Origin of the sequence: Micromonospora sp. NPDC020750, assembly GCF_044334565.1 — a bacterium.
Lineage (GTDB): Bacteria > Actinomycetota > Actinomycetes > Mycobacteriales > Micromonosporaceae > Micromonospora.
In genome coordinates this window covers 56,068-73,862 of record NZ_JBIRTH010000012.1, presented here as the reverse complement: position 1 = coordinate 73,862, position 17,795 = coordinate 56,068, and the positions used below count along the sequence as shown (strand labels likewise).

The window sequence follows — 17,795 nt, the reverse complement described above, 5'->3', positions numbered from 1 at the left end:
CACCACGGCGTGTCGCGTCGGCGTGTCTCAATCCGCCCCGAAGTGCCGGCGCAGCAACGCCCCCGCCGCCACCGGATGATCCCCCGCCAGCAGCCCACCCGCGGCCAGCACATAGTCAACGTCCACCACCGGCCGGGCATCCCGCGGCACCGGCCACCCACCCGCGTGATCACCCAACACCGCCCCCAACACCGCCGCCGACACCACCGGCGCGACGTGACGCAGCACACCCCCCGACCCCACCAGCAGCCGCACGTCCCGCAGATCCCGCCCCCCACGCTCCCCCGTCGCCCCACCCCGCGCATGCCGCCGCACCGCCACCGTCGCCGCCAACGCCGCGAACCGCGCATCCAACGCCCGCTCCGCGTCACCCGCCGGCAGGAACCCCGGATCCGCCGCCCGCACCCGCGCCGCCGCCGCCAACCCGGCCTCCTCACCGCCGCCGACCAGCCGCTCCTCCACCGCCGCCCGCACCACCCCCGGGGCGCTCCACCGCATCCCCAGATCCCCCTCCACCGTCCGGGCCCGCCACAGCGTCCCCGCCACCTCCCGACCCGGACCGTCAGCCCGCTCGTCCGGCGTCAACACCGAATACACGTCCGTGGTCGCCCCACCCACGTCCACCACCACCAGATCACCACCGACCGCGTCGGCGAGGACCTCCACCCCCGTCAGCACCGCGTCCGGGGTGGCCGCCCGCACCAACCGGGCAAACCGCGGCCCCCGCGACAACCGCTTCCCACCGATGACGTGCCGCAGGAACACCTCCCGGATCGCCGCCCGCGCCGACGCCGGCGCCAGCACCCCGATCCGCGGCAACACATTGTCCGCCACCGTCACCGGCACCCCCGCCGCCACCAGCAGCGCACCCAACCCGTCACGCACATCGACGTTGCCGGCCAACACCACCGGCACCCGCCACCGCGCCCGCGCCAGCCGGGTCGCGTTGTGCGTCAACACCTCCTCGTCACCGCCGTCGGTGCCCCCGACCAGCAACACCACGTCCGGACGGGCCCCCCGCAACGCCGCCAACCCCGCCGCACCCAACCGGCCGACGGCCACGTGCACCACGTTCGCCCCCGCCGACAACCCCACCCGCCGACCCGCCTGCGCCGTCACCAGCGGCTCGTAGCCGACCACCGCCAGCCGCAACCCACCACCGGCCGACGAACACACGTACCACGGCGCGTCACCCACCGCGACGCCCACCGTCGCCGACGCCACCGCCGCGTCCAAGCCACGCAGCACATCACTGCCCACCGTCGTCGGCGCCGACCCCGCCGCCACCAACCGACCGGAGTCCAGGTCCACCACCGCGGCCTTCGTGTACGTCGACCCGACGTCGGCGCAGACCGCGACCCTCACGCCGACGCCGGCACAACCACCGTGCCGGTCGCCGTGACCGCCACCACCGCCGGATCCAACACCTCCGCCGCCGACTCCGACCGGTCAGGACGACCCCGACACACCACCCGCGCCTCGAAGTCGATCGTGCGGCTACGCGTCCCCACCCGGGTCACCGTCGCCGTCACCTCCAACACGTCCCCCGCCCGCATCGGCGCCCGGAACTGCACATCCGAATACGACGCGAACAACCCCTCATCACCATCAGTACGGATACACACCTCCGTCGCCACATCACCGAACAACCCCAACGCGTACGCCCCGTCCACCAGGCTCCCCGCATAATGCGCATGCGAATACGGCACATACCGCCGATGCGTCACCGTCAGACCGACCCGGGAATCACTCATGCCTTCGCCTTCTTACTCGTCACCAACGCGTGCACCAGATAGGAAGCCACCTCACCCGGCGTGGTGCCCCGCCCGAAAATCCGATCAACGCCCAACTCGCCCGTCATCGACTCGTCGAACCGCGGCCCACCCACGATCAACAGCGGACGCCGGCCCGCCGGCATCGCCTCCCGGAACGCCGCCGACATCTCCCGCGTGTTGTGCAGATGCGCGTCCCGCTGCGTCACCACCTGCGACACCAACACCGCGTCGGCCCGCTCCGCCCGCGCCGCCTCCACCAACTCCGGCACACTCACCTGGGCCCCCAGGTTCGACACCTTCAACTCCCGGTAGTACTCCAGACCCTTCTCCCCGGCGATGCCCTTCACGTTCAGGATCGCGTCGATGCCCACCGTGTGCGCGTCCGTGCCGATACACGCCCCCACCACCGACAACTTCCGCCGCAACCGCTGCTTCACCAGCGCGTTGACCTCCTTGGCCGACAGCAGCGGAAAGTCCCGCTCCACCACCCGCACCGCCGCCAGGTCCACCAGATGGTTCACCCGCCCATACACCACGAAAAACGTGAACCCGTCACTCATCGGCTTCGCGTGCACCAACATCGCCGGGTCGATGCCCATCCTGTTCGCCAACTGCACCGCCGCGCCCTCGGCCCGCTTGTCATGCGGCACCGGCAACGTGAACGACACCTGCACCATCCCGTCGCCGGTGGTGTCCCCGTACGGCCGGACGACCTGCTTCTCCGTCATGCCGACTGCTCCAGGATCTCCGTCGCCGGGTTGTAGTAGTCACCCTCGTGCGCCGCCACCCCCGACAGACCCTTACCCCGGTCCGCCGGCCGCTTCATGATCCCGAACGTGCCCTCGGCGATCGCCGTCAACAACGACTGCTCACCGATACGCTCCAACAGATCCAACGCCTCACCCAACACCCGATTCGCCCGCTGCTGAATGAACCCACCCGGCGCCGGCACGAAATCCTCGTGCAACCCACCCGCCGCACCCAGCACATACCGCACGTTCTGCAAGGCGATATCCCGATCCGACAACCACGGCGTCACCACCGCCTCCGTCATCATCCCCACCAGCAGGATCCCCTGCCCCGTCATCGCCCCCACCAGGTTGAAGAACCCGTCGAGCAGATTCCCCCGGAACACATCCCCTGTCATGTGCTTCGTCGGCGGCATCCACTTCAACGGCGCATCCGGGAACAACTCCCGCGCCAACAACGCGTGCGCCAACTCCAACCGGAACGACTCCGGCACATCCGGGTTGATCTCAAACGCGTGCCCCAACCCCAACTGCCAGTCCGCCAACCCCGCCTCATGCGCGAAGTACTCGTTCAACAACTGCGACACCGTCACCGTGTGCGCCTCATCCACCGCATCCGCCGTGGTCAGATAATTGTCCTCACCCGTGTTGATGATGATTCCCGCCCGCGCGTGCACCTGCCGCGAGAACCGCTGGTCCACGAACGTCCGCACCGGGTTGATGTCGCGGAACAGAATCCCGTACATCGAATCGTTGAGCATCATGTCCAGACGCTCCAACCCGGCCAAGGTCGCCATCTCCGGCATGCACAACCCCGACGCGTAGTTCGTCAACCGCACATACCGACCCAACTCCCGCGACGACTCATCCAGAGCCGCCCGCATCAACCGGAAGTTCTCCTGCGTCGCATACGTCCCCGCGAACCCCTCCCGCGTCGCCCCCTCCGGCACATAGTCCAACAACGACTGCCCCGTCGACCGGATCACCGCGATCACATCCGCACCCGCCCGCGCCGCCGCCTGCGCCTGCGGAATGTCCTCGTAAATATCACCCGTCGCCACAATCAGATAGATCCACGGCCGCTGCACCGGATCCCCGTACCGCTTCACCAACCGATCCCGCTCCACCCGCCGCCGGTCGATCTGCCGCACCCCCGCAGCCACCGCCCTACGCGCGGCCCGCCGCGCCGCCGTGGCCGACCTCCCCGCCGGCAGGGCGAACCGCACCGACCCCGCCGCCGCCTTCTGCGCCAACAACGTCACATCAGTGCTCTGCTCCCGCACCAAGGCGTCGAACACCGGCAACGCCACCCCATGCCCCAACCCCACATCAGCGACAACCGCATCCACCAGACGATTCACCCACGGAATACCGTCCGGATCCGCACCCGTCACCCCCGCCAACCGCAGCACCGCCCGCTCCACCGACACCGTCGTATGGCTACGCGCCAGATCCACCACCGGCCGCCCCGCACGACGCGCCAACTCCCGCGCCCGCGCCACCAGCACCGGATCCAGGCCAAGCTTCCCCGTCACACCGCCCCCCAATTCGCTCGACGACGACGCGACACGCGCCTGCACCACATCAACGGTTCGCTCGCTACGCTCGCTCACGCAGACCCTTCCTCATAGATCACCTCGCCACGCAGCACCGTGCGCCGACACACCGGCAACGGCGTCACATCCTCCGCACCCCGCGCCTCCGGATCCGACGCCTGCAACACCGGCAGACCCCGATCCACCCCCGCCGGCGTCGCCCACACCGCGAACGTCGCCGCCGCCCCCAACGCCAACACACCCTCACCATCGCGGTGCACCGCCCGCCACCCACCCCGGGTGTGCGCCGCGAACGCCGCCCGCACACTCATCCGCTGCACCGGGTTGTGATGCGCCACCGCCGCCCGCACCGACCCCCACGGATCCAGCGGCGTCACCGGCGAATCCGACCCGAACGCCAACGCCACCCCGACCGAATGCATCGCACCCACCGGATTCGACTCCAACGACCGACCCAACCCCAACCGCGACTCATACATCCGACCCGCCCCACCCCACAACCGGTCGAACGCCGGCTGCACACTCGCCACAACCCCGAACTCCACAAACCCCGCGATCAACCGCCTACTCATGATCTCCGCATGCTCCACCCGGTGCCGCGCCGCCCGCACCCGATCCACACCCAACCTCTCCGCCGCCCCCGCGAACCCCTCCAACACCGTCGAGATCGCCGCATCCCCGATCGCGTGGAACCCGCCCTGCATGCCGTGCGCCGCACAGTCCAACAAATGATCACGCACCTGCTCCGCGCTCACATACCCGTGCCCACACGCCCCCGGCTCACCATCCAGGTACACCCCCGACACGTGCGCCGTCCGCGACCCCAACGCCCCGTCCGCAAACAGATCCCCACCCGCACCCACCGCACCCAACTCCCGCGCCCGCGCCGCACCACCCAACTCACCCCAGTACCCGTACACCTCCGGCAACCCCGCACCCGACAACGCCAACAACCCCGTGAAGTCCTCCTCGCCGGAAATCTCCGGCCCACCACACTCGTGCACCGCCGCGATCCCCAACGACGCCGCATGCGCCAACGCCACCCGCTGCGCTGCCACCCGCTGCTCCCGACTCACCGACGCCAGCGCCGCCGCCCGCACCACATGGTGCGCGTCCCGCCGCAACCACCCCGACGCGTCGAACCCCGACGCCCCGGCCGCCTCCGGACACGCCACCAACATCGCCTCCGACACCAACGCCGAATGAATCGACGCCTGCGACAGATACACCCGCCGCCCCCCAGCCGCCCGCCCCAACCCGGCCGCACCAGGCAACGCCTTCTCCACCCAACCCGACTCGTCCCAGCCATGCCCCAGCACCACCGCATCCGCCGGCAGACCCGCCGCGAACCCGGCCACGGCGTCCAACAACCCACCCGCCGACCGCACCCCCGACAGGTCCAGCCCCGACAACGCCAACCCCGTGTCCGTGGCATGCACATGCGCGTCCACGAACGCCGGCGTCACCAACGCCCCGCCCAGATCCACCACCCGGTCCGCCACCGGCGCGTCCGCGTCGACCCCCAACCAGGCGATCCGCCCGTCCCGCACCAGCAACGCCGTGGCACCCGGATCCGCCGGACAATGCAGCACGCCACCGCGGTACAACGTCACCGGGCGCGTCGTCGAGGGGTTCGTCATGGCTCTCAGTCTGCCGCCAACCGCGCCTCGAAGAGACCACGCACCCCCGGCTCGGACCGCAACAACCCCAACGCCAGCTCCGCGTGCCCCGGCACGTACCCGTTGCCCACCAGCATCGTCACGTCCGCAGCCAGCCCCTCCGCGCCCAACGCGGCGGCAGCGAAACTCGTCGCCATCGAAAAGAAGATCACTGTCCCGCCGTCAGCCGTGGCCAACACCGCACCATGCTCACAACCCGGCACGTCCACGCACACCACCGTCACGTCCGCCGGCACCCCCAGCGCCGTCGTCACCGCCGTCGACAACGCCACCGGATCCCGCGCGTCGGCCAACGCCACCTCCGTGGCCAGACCCGCCGCCACCAGGGCGTCCCGCTCCGCCGCCACCGGCACCACCCCGACCGTACGACCCGCGCCCGCCCGACGCGCCGCCGCCAACGACAGCGACCCGCTCTTGCCCGCCCCACCGATCACCGCCACGCTCACCGGCGTCGGATCGCCCTCCCACTCCCGCCGCCGCACATGCCCGTGGACCACCCGCGCGGTCAGCGCCGGCGCCCCGCACACGTCCAGCACGGCAAGGGACAACTCCGGGTGCAGATCCGCCGGCAGCACCGCCGCGATCGACCGGGCGAACAGGATCGCGTACCCGTCGCACGGCACCTGCTCGCTGCGGCCCTCCCAGCGGGCCAGCCCGTCGGTGATCGTCAACGGGGTCAGCGTCAGCGACACCAGCGTCGCCACCCGGTCGCCCGCCTTCAGCCCCAACGGGGAACGCCGCCCCGCCTCGTCGACGGTGCCGATCAGCATCCCACCCGACCCGGTCACCGGGTTCTGCATCTTGCCCCGGGTGGAAACGATCTCCAGGACCTCGGCGCGGACCTTCTCCCCGTCCCCGCCGTGCTTCTCCCACAACTGCCGGAAACTCGCCGCGTCCAGGTTCAGCCGCTCCACCCTGATACGCACCTCGTTCGGCGCGATCGTCGCACTGGCGTCCAGCCGCCATGCCGCCTGCGGCAGCACCCCCGCCGGTTCGACAACGCGGTGCAGACCCACCGGTGACGTCACGCCGACCTCCCCCTGTCCAACCGCCCGAAGCCCTGGCCAGGACTCGCGTCGCGGGAAAACTTACGGCAGACTAATTTCTTCACCGGATATTTTCCAGTAGCCTACGGCCTGCTGATCATCCGCACCACGCACCGAGGAGGGGCCGTGACCCAGACCCAACCGGTTGAGACCATCCCTCAACCCCGTCACGCCCCGGTCGCCGTACCGACCGCCGGGCAGCCGTACGAATACCGCCGCAGCCCCCTGGTCGAACCCGACTGGACCCGCTTCCCCGGCTGGCGCCACGTCACCCGCGAGCAGTGGGAGAACGCCCAGTGGCAGCGCGTCAACTGCGTCAAGAACATCAAGCAGCTCCGCACCGTCCTCGGCGACACCGTCGACGAGTCCTTCTACGCCGACCTCGAGGCCGACCAGAAGGCCCTGGCCACCATGTCCATGCTGGTGCCCCCACAAATGATCAACACCATGGTTCCGTTCGCGCCGATGACCACCGAGGCGCTCCTCGCCGACCCGATCCGGCGCTACATGCTCCCCGTGGCGTCCGACCGGCGCACCGACTGGCCCTCCCACCCCTACGCCAGCCGCGACTCCCTGCACGAACACGACATGTGGGTCGCCGAGGGCCTCACCCACCGCTACCCCACCAAGGTCCTCGCCGAACTGCTCTCCACCTGCCCCCAGTACTGCGGGCACTGCACCCGGATGGACCTCGTCGGCAACTCCACCCCCACCGTCGACAAACTCAAGCTCACCCTCAAGCCCGTCGACCGGTACGACGCCCACATCGCCTACCTCAAGGCCCACACCGGCGTCCGTGACGTCGTCGTCTCCGGCGGCGACGTGGCCAACGTGCCGTGGCGCAACCTCGAGTCGTACCTGATGCGGCTGCTGGAACTGGACACCGTCCGCGACATCCGGCTCGCCACCAAGGCCCTCATGGGCCTGCCCCAGCACTGGCTCCAGCCCGACGTCGTCGAGGGCCTGGAACGGGTCGCCCGCACCGCCGCCCGCCGCGGCGTCAACCTGGCCATCCACACCCACGTCAACCACGCCCAGTCGATCACCCCGCTGGTCGCCCGGGCCGCCCAGACCGCCCTCGACGTCGGCGTGCGGGACGTACGCAACCAGGGCGTGCTCATGCGCGGCGTCAACGCCACCGCCCCCGACCTGCTCGACCTCTGTTTCGCGCTCCAGGGTGAGGCCGGCATCCTGCCGTACTACTTCTACATGTGCGACATGATCCCCAACGCCGAGCACTGGCGGGTCCCCGTCTGGCACGCCCAGCAGCTCCAGCACGACATCATGGGCTACCTGCCCGGCTACGCCACCCCGCGGATCGTCTGCGACGTCCCGTTCGTCGGCAAGCGCTGGGTGCACATGCTCACCGAGTACGACCGTGAGCGCGGCATCTCGTACTGGACGAAGAACTACCGCACCTCCATCGAGTCGGCCGACCTCGAAGCGCTCAACAAGCGCTACGCCTACTACGACCCGATCGACACGCTCCCCGCCTCCGGCCAGCAGTGGTGGCGCGAGCACCACGACGACTGACCTTCGGTCCTCGGTCCGCCCAGCCAGCCCCGGCATTAGCCGGGGCTGGCTGGTTTCGGTTTTGGTGGGACGGGTCTCCGTTGGTGAGGCGTCCTAGGACACTAGTTGTCATGGGGTTGGCGGGGCCGAGGGGTCGCCTGCGGGGCGAGAAGCTGACGCTACGGCGGCGGTCTGCAGCTCCGCATCGATGCGGCCCGTACGGTCGCCGGCATCCGGCGGAGGATCACTTGCTGTCCGCGGCGCAGCAGGAGCATCCCGGCTGGCACCCGCGCGCATCGCCGGGTGCGCCGGCCTGCTGGGGGGCGGACAGTGGCGCTGGCACGGCGCAGCAGGTGTCGCCCCGCCACGCCTCCCGGCCTTCCCTCACTGCGACCACGGCGATGACCAGGGCGGCGATCGGGTCGGCCCACGACCAGCCGAAAAGGCTGTTCACGGCCAGCCCGACCAGCACCACTGCGGACAGGTAGGTGCACAGCAGGGTCTGCTTGGAGTCGGCCACGGCTGATCGCGAGCCGAGTTCGCGGCCGGCGCGACGTTGCGCGTAGGACAGCACCGGCATGACCAGAAGCGACAGCGCGGCCAGGGCTAGGCCGATGCTGGAGTGGTCGGCCTCGGCCCCGCCGATCAGGGCCCGCGTCGATTCGACGGCGACGTAGGCCGCCAGGGCGAAGAACGACAGCGCGATGATGCGCAGCGCGACCTTCTCGCGGGCCTCGGGATCGCGGCCGGCGAACTGCCACGCCACCGCGGCCGCCGACGCCACCTCAATGATCGAGTCCAGGCCGAAGCCGATCAACGCGGTCGACGAGGCGATCGTTCCGGCGGTGATCGCCACGACGGCCTCGATCACGTTGTAAGTGATCGTCGCGGCCACGAACCAGCGCACCCGACGGGCCAGCACCGCCCGCCGCGCCGACGTCGGCCCCGCCGGGGCCAGTTGCATCAACGGCAGGCTCATCAGCAGCAGCCCTTCTCCCCGGAATCCGGGCACGCGGCCGGGTCGACCGCGAGGACGAGCCCGAGAAGATCACCCAGCGCGTGCCCCATCCGCGCGTCGGCGAGCTCGTAGCGGGTGCGCCGGCCCTGGGGCACTGCCACCACCAGGCCGCAGCCGCGCAGGCAGGCCAAGTGGTTGGACAGGTTCTGCCGGGTCGTGCCCAGCAGCTCGGCCAGCTCCGCCGGATAGCCCGGCCCTTCGCGCAGTGCCAGCAGTAGCCGCGCCCGCGTCGGATCCGACAGGGCGTGGCCGAAGCGGGCCAGCACCTGCCCGTGCGTCAATGTCTCCACCCCCCGAAAGTACACCGGACAATGTACTGACGGAACATCCCGCCCCTGGGCAGCTCAGCCCCCTCGTCGCCCTCCACAGCAAAGACTCAGGATTCATCCAGCAATGAATAAAGCCGGAGCTGTATCTTCGCGGACGGGCTCATGGACGGGACGCGCTCGCGCGCGCTGGACAACAGGTGAGGGTGTCATGCCGGCGAACAACGCCAAGGCGCGCAAGCGCACCGCCAAAGGCATCACAGCGGGAGCGGCGCGGCCCGCCGGTTCCCCGGCTGCCGACAGCAGCCGGGCGGCGCAGGCCGAGCCGGGTGCAGGAGCCGTCGCGAGCGGCAAGGCGAACGCCGGCAAGGCCGCGCGCCCGGTCCGCACCGGCATGAGCACCAACCTGAAGGTCACCCTCGGCGTGCTGGCCGCCGCCCTGGCCGTGCTCATCGGAATCGTCGTGGTCAACCGGGACAGCACGCCCACCACCGTGGCGTCTGAGGCGCTCGTGCGCCCCGACAGCCACCGCCTGTCCACTGCCACGGACGGCAAGACCACCGTGGTGGAGTTCCTCGACTTCGAGTGCGAGTCGTGCCTGGCCGCCTACCCCGGTGTGGAGAAGCTGCGCGCCGAGTACGGCGATCGGATCACCTACGTGGTGCGCTACTTCCCCATCGCCAGCCACCCCAACGCCTTCAACGCCGCGCACGCCGCCGAGGCCGCCGCCCGGCAGGGCAAGTTCGAACAGATGTACAAGACCCTGTTCGACACCCAGAACGCCTGGGGGCACAACCAGCAGTCGCAGGCCGCCGTCTTCGAGGGCTACGCGCGGGAGTTGGGCCTCGACATGGCCAAGTTCAAGGCCGACGTGGCCAGTGCCGACGTCGATGCCCGGGTCAAGGCCGACGCCACCGACGGCGAGAACCTCGGCGTGCAGGGCACCCCGACGTTCTTCATCAACGGTGAGAGGTACACCGGCTCGCCCACCTACGCCGGCCTGAAAGCCTCGATCGACACCTCCCTCGCCTCGTGAACCTGGCCCAGGCCCACGGCGCCGACCAGGAGACCGGACCGGTCCCCCACCCGGACGCCGACGCTGCCGCACCTCGAATCCTCAGCGACGGACTGATGGGCTGGATCCTGACCATCGGCGGCCTGGTCGGCGCCCTCGCGGCGTTCGTGCTCACCGTCGAGAAGATCGCCCTGCTGAAGAACCCCGCCTACGTGCCCAGCTGTTCCATCAACCCGATTCTGTCCTGCGGATCGATCATGACCACCGGCCAGGCCGAGGTGTTCGGGTTTCCCAACCCGCTCGTCGGCCTGGCCACCTTCCCCGTCGTCGCCGCCACCGGCATCGCCGTGCTCGCCCGGCTCCAGTTGCCCCGCTGGTGGTGGCTCGGCATGCAGGCCGGCACGCTGTTCGGCATCGCGTTCGTGCACTGGCTGTTCTTCCAGAGTTTGTACCGCATCGGCGCGCTCTGCCCGTACTGCATGGTCGTGTGGGCCGTCATGATCGTGCTGTTCAGCTACACCACCCTCTACAACCTGCAGGACGGCCGGCTGCCCGCCCCCCGCCGCATCACAGACGCCGCCCTACGGGTGCACAGCGCCATCCCGACCCTCTGGCTGCTGGCCTTCACCGCGCTGATCGGCGTGCGGTTCTGGACCTACTGGCGCACCCTCATCTGACCGACGCTGACCAACGCGATCCCGCACCGCCAAAGCGCCCCCGCTCCGTAGGCATCCCCGGACATGAAGACGGCGGGCCCGGAGGGAATCCCCCTCCGGGCCCGCCGCGGTCAGGTCACTTCGTGAACGCGTCCCGCACGTCCCGGCCGGCGTCCTTGACATGCTCGCCCGCCTGCCGGGCCCGCGCGTCGCTCTGTTCGGTGGCGCCCTCGGCCCGCATCCGCTCGTTGTCGGTGGCGGCGCCGATCCGCTCCTTGGCGGCGCCGGTCAGCTCCTGGGCCTTGTTCTTCGCCTTGTCGGTGAAGCTCATCTCGGACTCCCTCTGCTCCGGCGGTTCCGGGGCCGTGTGGCCTCCTGTCATCAGGCATGCCCGGTCGGCCCGCGCCGGAAACCTCACTCGGTGCGGGGCACAATCCGTAGGGCATCCTAGGAGGCTAGGTGAAGTGGGGTGACCGCGGGTGGGCCTGGTTGACTGGGCGGATGGGAGAGATCATGCTCGTCCGGCACGGCGAGACCGAGTGGAGCGCCAACCGCCGGCACACCTCGTACACCGACCTGGACCTCACCCCCGACGGCGAGCGGCAGGCCCGCACGCTGGGCGCCTTCCTCGACGGCCGGCGGTTCAACCGGGTGCTGTCCAGCCCCCGAACGCGGGCGCTGCGCACCGCGCGGCTGGCCGGGCTGACCGTCGACGACACCGACCCCGAGCTGGCCGAATGGAACTACGGCGAGTACGAGGGCCGGACCACCGCCGACATCCAGGCCGACCGACCGGGCTGGGACATCTGGACCGACGGCTGCCCGGGCGGGGAGTCCCCCACCGAGGTCGGCGAGCGGCTGGACCGGGTGCTCGGCCGCGTCGCCGCCCTGCTCGACTCCGGCGACGTCGCCCTGGTCGGCCACGCGCACAGCCTGCGGGTGCTCGGCGCCCGGTGGATCGGGCTGCCGCCGGCCGCCGGCGGGCGGCTACGGCTGGACACGGCCACGGTCAGCGTGCTCGGCCACGAGCACGGACGGCGGGTCATCCAGCGGTGGAACCAGTCGACTCCCCCGCCGCCCGGGGCCGACGCGTCGGCGGGTCGCCACTGATCTTCGGCGGCCGGTTCTCGTACGGGGTGGACAGGACGACCGTGGTTCGGGTGGTGACGTTCGCGGCCGTGCGGATCTCCTGGAGCACCCGCTCCAGGTCCGCCGGGCTGGCCACCCGTACCAGCAGCAGGTAGAAGTCCTCCCCCGCCACCGAGTAGCAGGAGTCGATCTCCGGCAGGTGGGCCAGCCGCTCCGGGGCGTCGTCCGGCTGTGACGGGTCGAACGGCCGGATCGCCACGAAGGCCGTCAGCGGCAGGTCCAGCGCCTCGAAGGACACCCTGGCGGCGTACCCCTTGATCACCCCGCGCTGCTCAAGCCGGCGGACCCGCTGGTGCACCGCGGACACCGACAGGCCGACCTTCTCCGCCAGAACCGTGTACGACAGCCGCCCGTCGGCGGTCAGCGCCGCGACGATGGCCCGGTCGATGTCCTCCACGGCGTGCAACCTACCCGTAGTCGCGCTCACCCGCGACGAGGGGCCGGCCGGGGGCGCGCTCAGCGTGCCGTTCGGTCGCGTACCGCGTCCGCCGCGTAGTGCAGCACCTCGGTCATGTCCTCCTCGTCCAGGAACGGCAGGTCGGTGAGGATGTCCGTGGCACTCATCCCGTCGGCCATCATGGCCAGGACCGTGGCGACCGGCACCCGGGACTGGCGCACGCAGGGCGCGCCGCCCATGACGTCGGGGTCGACGGTGATCCGCTCGAAGACCATCGGACCAGGCTAGCCTCTGGCCAGGTCGCGGGAGATGACCAGCCGCTGGATCTGGTTGGTGCCCTCCACGATCTGGAGCACCTTGGCCTCCCGCAGGTACCGCTCGACCGGGTGGTCGACCACGTAACCGGCGCCGCCGAGCACCTGCACCGCGTCGGTGGTCACCCGCATCGCCATGTCGCTGGCGAACAGCTTCGCCTTCGCCGCCTCGATCGAGTACGGCCGGCCGGCGTCGCGCAGCCGGGCCGCGTGCAGCGTGAGGGCGCGGGCGGCGGAGATCTGGGTGGCCGCGTCGGCCAGCATGAACCCGAGGCCCTGGAAGTCGACGATCGCCCGGCCGAACTGCTGCCGCTCCCGGGCGTAGCCGACCGCGTAGTCGAGGGCGGCCTGGGCCAGGCCCACGGCGCACGCGGCGATGCCGAGCCGGCCGGAGTCCAGGGCGGACATGGCGATGGTGAAGCCGGCCCCCTCCCCGCCGATCAGCCGGCCGGCGGGGACGCGGGCATCGTCGAAGGCGATCTGGGCCACCGGGGACGAGTGCAGGCCCATGGTCCGCTCGGGGGCCTGGGGGATGATGCCGGGGGTGTCGCGGTCGGCGAGCAGGCAGGAGATGCCCTTCGGGCCGGGCCCGCCGGTGCGGCAGAAGATGTTGTAGAAGTCCGCGACCCGGGCGTGGGTGATCCACGCCTTGGTGCCGGTCACCACGTACGCGTCACCGTCTCGGGTGGCGCGGGTGGTCAGCGCCGCCGCGTCCGAGCCTCCCTGGGGCTCCGACAGGCAGTACGCGCCGAGCAGTTCGCCGCCGAGCATGTCGGGCAGCAGTTTGCGCTGGGCGTCGGTGCCGAACTGGGCGACCGGGTAGCAGGACAGGGTGTGCACGCTGACCGCCTCGGCGGCGGCGAGCCACCGGCTGGCGAGGATCTCCAGCACCTGGAGGTAGACCTCGTACGGCTGGGCGGCGCCGCCGTGCTCCTCGGGGTACGGCAGGCCGAGCAGGCCCGCACGGCCGAGGGTGCGCAGCACCTCGCGGGGGAACTCGGCGCGCTGCTCGAATCCGGCGGCCCGGGGCGCGAGTTCCCGGTCGGCGAGTTCGGTGGCCAGGTCGAGCAGGTCGTGGGCCTCGTCGGTGGGCAGGATCCGGTCGACAGTCATAGCGCGATGAGCTCCGTGGGGGTGGTGTTGAGCCGGGCCACGCCGTCCGTCGTGCAGACGACGATGTCCTCGATGCGGGCGCCGTGGCGGGCCGCGAGGTAGATGCCCGGCTCGACGGAGAACGCCATGCCGGGTTCCAGCGGCCGGGGGTTGCCGGCGACCACGTACGGGTCCTCGTGGCCGTCCAGGCCGATGCCGTGGCCGGTGCGGTGCAGGAACGCCGGGCCGTACCCGGCCGCGGTGATCAGGTCGCGGGCGGCGGCGTCGACGGCCTCGGCGGTGACGCCGGGGCGGACGGCGGCGACGGCCGCGGCCTGGGCGGCGTGCAGCACCGCGTAGTAGTCGGTGAACTCGGCCGGGGGCGGGCCGCCGGCGACGTACGTGCGGGTGCAGTCGGAGCGGTAGCCCGACGGCATGGTGCCGCCGATGTCGACCACCACCGGCTCGCCGGCGCCGATCGGCCGGTCGGAGGTGCCGTGGTGCGGGCTGGCGCCGTTGGGGCCGGCGGCGACGATGACGAAGTCGACGGTGACGTGGCCGGCGGCGCGGATCGCGGCGGCGATGTCGCCGGCCACCTCGGCCTCGGTGCGGCCGGGGCGCAGCCACCGGTCCATCCGCAGGTGCACGGCGTCGATGGCGGCGCCGGCCTCGGCCAGGGCGGCGACCTCGGCCGGGGACTTACAAATGCGCAACTCGCGCAGCACCTCACCGGCGAGGCGCTGGGTGGCGTCGGGCAGCAGGGCCCGCAGGGCGAGGACCTGCTCGGCCCACATCCGGTCGGCCAGGCCGACGGCCGCGACCGGCCCGTCGAGGGCGGCGGCCACCAGGGGGTACGGGTCGGCGCCGTCGGGATGGTCGACGATCCGCACGCCGGTGGCCGGGGCGGGGGACGCCTCGGCGGCGGGACGTTCCAGGGTGGGCACGATCAGCGTCGGCTCGCCCCGGGCGGGCAGCACCAGGCAGGTCAGCCGCTCCCCCGCGTGGGCGTCGTAGCCGGTGAGGTAGCGCAGGTCCGAGCCGGGGGTGAGCAGCAGCGCGTCGAGGCCGGCGGCGGCGGTGGCGCGCTGCGCGGCGGCCAGCCGCCCGGCTGGGTACAGCTCGTCGATTCCCACGCGCTCAGCTTAACGGTCGTTTGGCAACCGCCGGACACCCGGTTCGGTCGGCGGCCGGGCCGCAACGGCCGCACCCGCACCGGCGCGGCGGCGGGCCACAGAGCCGGGCATCCGCTTGCCACAGGGGGTGAATCGTGGGGAGGCAAACGCTTGTGAAGATACCCCCGGCGGGGGTATAACTACTACATAACCCCTTGATAACCCCGGCGGAGGCGGCAATGCCGAAGATCAATGTCTACCTGCCCGACGACCTGGCCGGCGCGGTGCGCGACAGCGGCGTCCCGGTGTCCGCGATCTGTCAGCGCGCCCTGGAACAGGCGGTCCGCCAGGTCACCGCCATCCGGCAGGTCGCGCTCGCGGGCCTGGAGGCCGACGACCTGGCCGAGCGACTGCCGAGGTTCACCGCCCGCGCCCGCACCGTCGTCAAGCTGGCCATCGCCCGGGCCCGGGTGGCCGACGCGGCGTCGGTGGGCACCGGCGATCTGCTGGCCGGCATACTCGCCGAGGGCGAAAACCTGGCGCTGCACGTGCTCCAGGCGATGGAGATCGATCCCGCCCTGGTCCAGCGCGACCTGGACCGGCGCCCGGGCAACGCGGCGGAGGCGACCGACGCCCCGTCCTCGATCCACTTCAGTCGCACCGCCGCCTCGGCGCTGGAGATCACAGCGACCGAGGCGATCGCGATGGGGCACAACTACGTCGGCTGCGAGCACCTGCTGGTGGGCCTGGCCGCCGAGCCCGACGGCACCGCCGGGCAGGTGCTGCGGACGCTGGGCGGCGAGCCCCGGCTGGTGCGCCGGGCCGTGACGGCGGCCCTCGCCGGCTACATGTACCTGCGCGCCCAGGCCCCCGCCGCCGGCGGCGGGACCGACCCGACGCAGGCGCTGGTCGCCGCGGTGCACCAGCAGCTCCAGCCGCTCGTCGCCCGCGTCGAGACGCTGGAGCGCCGCCTCGACGCACCCCGATGACGCCCGACGCCCCCACGACACGGAGCAGACCTGTGGGCACCACGCGTGTTGCTGCCGGCCACCAAGGACACCAGGTCGCGTTGATGGTCGACCTCGGCGCGGGCGACGTCGAGGGCGTCCGCGACTGGTTCGACCGGTGGTGACCGGCGCGCCGGCCGGTGGGCTCCGGGCGAAGCCGCCCGGAGCGGGTCGCCGCCTGGCTAGCCTGGAGCTACGCCGGCACCAGTGCGGCGGGCGGCGACGAGCGGAGGGCGGGCGGCGCGGGTGGCGGACGGCGAGCGGGAACGGGGCGCGCGGCGGCGCCGTCGGCTGCTCTGGGCCGGCATCCTCGCGGTGGCCGGGCTGGCGCTGCTGGCCATCGGCCTGACAGTCGCCGACGGCGCGGTGGCGTGGCTGGAGGCGGTCGTCGCGATCGTCCTGCTGGTCGCGAGCTACGCGGTGCAGCGGCTGGCCCGCCGGGAGACCCTCTACCGACACGACGAGCCGCGCTGACCGTCGCGTCGTACCCGGATCGTCGGACCGCTGTGCCAGGCTGTCCGGCGTGGCACACCGACCCCCGATCATGCTGATCGACGCCCCCAGCCTCTACTTCCGGGCCTACTTCGGCATCCCCGAGTCCGCGGCGAAGGCCCAGGACGGCACCCCGGTCAACGCCGTACGCGGCTTCCTCGACATGCTCGCCACGCTGATCCGCACCCGCCGTCCCGACCGGATGGTCTGCGCGATGGACCACGACTGGCGGCCGGACTGGCGGGTGGCGCTGCTGCCGTCGTACAAGGCGCACCGGCTGGCCCCGGAGGGCGGCGAGGTGGTGCCGGACACCCTCACCCCGCAGGTGCCGGTGATCCTCGACGTGCTGGCGGCGATCGGCATCACCACCGTCGGCGCCGCCGGCTACGAGGCCGACGACGTGCTGGGCACGTTGTCGGTGACCCAGCCGGCCCCGGTGGAGGTGGTCTCCGGCGACCGGGACCTGTTCCAGCTCGTCGACGACGAGCGCGGGGTGCGGCTGCTCTACGTGGGGCGTGGCGTGGCGAAGCTGGAGGACTGCGACGACGCGGCGGTGCGGTCCCGCTACGGGGTGCCCGCCGACCGGTACGCCGACTTCGCGGCCCTGCGCGGCGACCCGAGCGACGGACTGCCCGGGGTGGCGGGCGTCGGGGAGAAGACCGCGGCCCGGCTGATCGACCGGTACGGCGACCTCGACGGCATCGTCGCCGCCCTCGACGACCCCGACTCCGGATTCGCCTCCGGCCTGCGGGCGAAACTCGACGCCGCCCGGGACTACCTGGCCGTCGCGCCCAAGGTGGTGCGGGTCGCGCTGGACGTGCCGCTGCCGGAGCTGCCGACCGCGCTGCCGCCGTCGCCGGTGGCCCCGGACCGGCTGCTGGAGCTGGCCGAGCGGTGGAACCTCGCCGGGTCCTGCCGCCGGCTCGTCGACGCCCTGGCTGCCCAGGGCTGACCCCACCG

General features: G+C 71.8%; 20 protein-coding genes. 7 read left to right on the top strand and 13 right to left on the bottom strand.

The genetic code is table 11. The features are described from left to right. Positions 1–27: 27 nt before the first annotated feature. The 6 genes from ACH4T9_RS28710 to ACH4T9_RS28685 form a co-directional block, all read right to left on the bottom strand. Positions 28–1,365: a glutamate mutase L gene (locus ACH4T9_RS28710; RefSeq protein WP_396674309.1), complete on the bottom strand. Its 1,338-nt coding sequence runs from the start codon at positions 1,363–1,365 to the stop codon at positions 28–30. Beyond that, the gene (locus ACH4T9_RS28705; protein ID WP_387024127.1) at positions 1,362–1,754 is read right to left on the bottom strand and encodes a hotdog domain-containing protein; all 393 of its coding nucleotides are present in this window, start codon (positions 1,752–1,754) and stop codon (positions 1,362–1,364) included. Before ACH4T9_RS28705 ends, ACH4T9_RS28710 begins: the two co-directional genes overlap by 4 nt. Beyond that, complete coding sequence (locus ACH4T9_RS28700) at positions 1,751–2,503, bottom strand: OAM dimerization domain-containing protein (RefSeq protein ID WP_396674310.1); 753 nt, start codon at positions 2,501–2,503, stop codon at positions 1,751–1,753. Before ACH4T9_RS28700 ends, ACH4T9_RS28705 begins: the two co-directional genes overlap by 4 nt. Next, on the bottom strand, positions 2,500–4,059 hold the full coding sequence (locus ACH4T9_RS28695) for a lysine 5,6-aminomutase subunit alpha (RefSeq protein WP_396674395.1): 1,560 nt from the start codon (positions 4,057–4,059) through the stop codon (positions 2,500–2,502). The genes ACH4T9_RS28700 and ACH4T9_RS28695 overlap by 4 nt, the downstream gene beginning before the upstream one ends. 74 nt (positions 4,060–4,133) lie before the next feature. Then, positions 4,134–5,720, bottom strand: coding sequence for an amidohydrolase (locus tag ACH4T9_RS28690; protein ID WP_396674312.1), 1,587 nt, complete (start codon positions 5,718–5,720; stop codon positions 4,134–4,136). A 5-nt stretch (positions 5,721–5,725) separates the two neighbouring features. Continuing rightward, positions 5,726–6,775 carry a zinc-binding alcohol dehydrogenase gene (locus ACH4T9_RS28685; RefSeq protein WP_396674397.1) on the bottom strand — a complete coding sequence of 350 codons (1,050 nt, stop codon included), beginning with the start codon at positions 6,773–6,775 and terminating at the stop codon, positions 5,726–5,728. Positions 6,776–6,931: 156 nt separating this feature from the next. On the opposite strand from ACH4T9_RS28685, the gene ACH4T9_RS28680 reads away from it, so the two are divergent. Beyond that, complete coding sequence (locus ACH4T9_RS28680) at positions 6,932–8,338, top strand: KamA family radical SAM protein (RefSeq protein WP_396674314.1); 1,407 nt, start codon at positions 6,932–6,934, stop codon at positions 8,336–8,338. A 223-nt stretch (positions 8,339–8,561) separates the two neighbouring features. On the opposite strand, the gene ACH4T9_RS28675 is transcribed toward ACH4T9_RS28680, so the two are convergent. Continuing rightward, positions 8,562–9,296, bottom strand: a complete 735-nt coding sequence (locus tag ACH4T9_RS28675) for a cation transporter (protein WP_396674315.1) — start codon at positions 9,294–9,296, stop codon at positions 8,562–8,564. Continuing rightward, complete coding sequence (locus ACH4T9_RS28670) at positions 9,296–9,625, bottom strand: ArsR/SmtB family transcription factor (protein ID WP_396674316.1); 330 nt, start codon at positions 9,623–9,625, stop codon at positions 9,296–9,298. The genes ACH4T9_RS28675 and ACH4T9_RS28670 overlap by 1 nt, the downstream gene beginning before the upstream one ends. Before the next feature lie 370 nt (positions 9,626–9,995). Between ACH4T9_RS28670 and ACH4T9_RS28665 the strand changes: the two genes are divergently transcribed. Beyond that, positions 9,996–10,637, top strand: a complete 642-nt coding sequence (locus ACH4T9_RS28665) for a DsbA family protein (RefSeq protein WP_396674399.1) — start codon at positions 9,996–9,998, stop codon at positions 10,635–10,637. Positions 10,638–10,732: 95 nt separating this feature from the next. After that, on the top strand, positions 10,733–11,293 hold the full coding sequence (locus tag ACH4T9_RS28660; RefSeq protein WP_396674400.1) for a vitamin K epoxide reductase family protein: 561 nt from the start codon (positions 10,733–10,735) through the stop codon (positions 11,291–11,293). Between the two features lie 115 nt (positions 11,294–11,408). Here ACH4T9_RS28660 and ACH4T9_RS28655 read toward each other — a convergent pair whose 3' ends face one another. After that, complete coding sequence (locus ACH4T9_RS28655; RefSeq protein ID WP_396674318.1) at positions 11,409–11,603, bottom strand: CsbD family protein; 195 nt, start codon at positions 11,601–11,603, stop codon at positions 11,409–11,411. Positions 11,604–11,773: 170 nt separating this feature from the next. Here ACH4T9_RS28655 and ACH4T9_RS28650 point away from each other — a divergent pair, with 170 nt between their 5' ends. After that, the gene (locus tag ACH4T9_RS28650) at positions 11,774–12,382 is read left to right on the top strand and encodes a histidine phosphatase family protein (protein ID WP_396674319.1); all 609 of its coding nucleotides are present in this window, start codon (positions 11,774–11,776) and stop codon (positions 12,380–12,382) included. Here the strand turns inward: ACH4T9_RS28650 and ACH4T9_RS28645 are convergent. From ACH4T9_RS28645 to ACH4T9_RS28630, 4 genes are read right to left on the bottom strand one after another with little or no spacing between them, the layout of a single operon-like run. Then, on the bottom strand, positions 12,315–12,818 hold the full coding sequence (locus ACH4T9_RS28645; protein ID WP_396674321.1) for an Lrp/AsnC family transcriptional regulator: 504 nt from the start codon (positions 12,816–12,818) through the stop codon (positions 12,315–12,317). The two genes, ACH4T9_RS28650 and ACH4T9_RS28645, sit on opposite strands and share 68 nt — an antisense overlap. A 59-nt stretch (positions 12,819–12,877) precedes the next feature. Then, positions 12,878–13,093: a DUF433 domain-containing protein gene (locus tag ACH4T9_RS28640; RefSeq protein WP_396674323.1), complete on the bottom strand. Its 216-nt coding sequence runs from the start codon at positions 13,091–13,093 to the stop codon at positions 12,878–12,880. 9 nt (positions 13,094–13,102) lie between these two features. Next, positions 13,103–14,245: an acyl-CoA dehydrogenase family protein gene (locus ACH4T9_RS28635; protein ID WP_396674325.1), complete on the bottom strand. Its 1,143-nt coding sequence runs from the start codon at positions 14,243–14,245 to the stop codon at positions 13,103–13,105. After that, on the bottom strand, positions 14,242–15,357 hold the full coding sequence (locus tag ACH4T9_RS28630) for a M24 family metallopeptidase (protein ID WP_396674327.1): 1,116 nt from the start codon (positions 15,355–15,357) through the stop codon (positions 14,242–14,244). The genes ACH4T9_RS28635 and ACH4T9_RS28630 overlap by 4 nt, the downstream gene beginning before the upstream one ends. A 218-nt stretch (positions 15,358–15,575) precedes the next feature. Between ACH4T9_RS28630 and ACH4T9_RS28625 the strand changes: the two genes are divergently transcribed. The 3 genes from ACH4T9_RS28625 (at position 15,576) to ACH4T9_RS28615 (ending at position 17,787) form a co-directional block, all read left to right on the top strand. Further along, positions 15,576–16,325 carry a Clp protease N-terminal domain-containing protein gene (locus ACH4T9_RS28625; RefSeq protein WP_396674329.1) on the top strand — a complete coding sequence of 250 codons (750 nt, stop codon included), beginning with the start codon at positions 15,576–15,578 and terminating at the stop codon, positions 16,323–16,325. A gap of 264 nt (positions 16,326–16,589) precedes the next feature. Continuing rightward, positions 16,590–16,817 (top strand): hypothetical protein, encoded by a 228-nt coding sequence (locus tag ACH4T9_RS28620; protein WP_396674331.1) that lies wholly within the window; start codon positions 16,590–16,592, stop codon positions 16,815–16,817. A gap of 70 nt (positions 16,818–16,887) precedes the next feature. Continuing rightward, complete coding sequence (locus ACH4T9_RS28615; protein ID WP_396674401.1) at positions 16,888–17,787, top strand: 5'-3' exonuclease H3TH domain-containing protein; 900 nt, start codon at positions 16,888–16,890, stop codon at positions 17,785–17,787. The last annotated feature ends 8 nt before the right edge of the window (positions 17,788–17,795 follow it).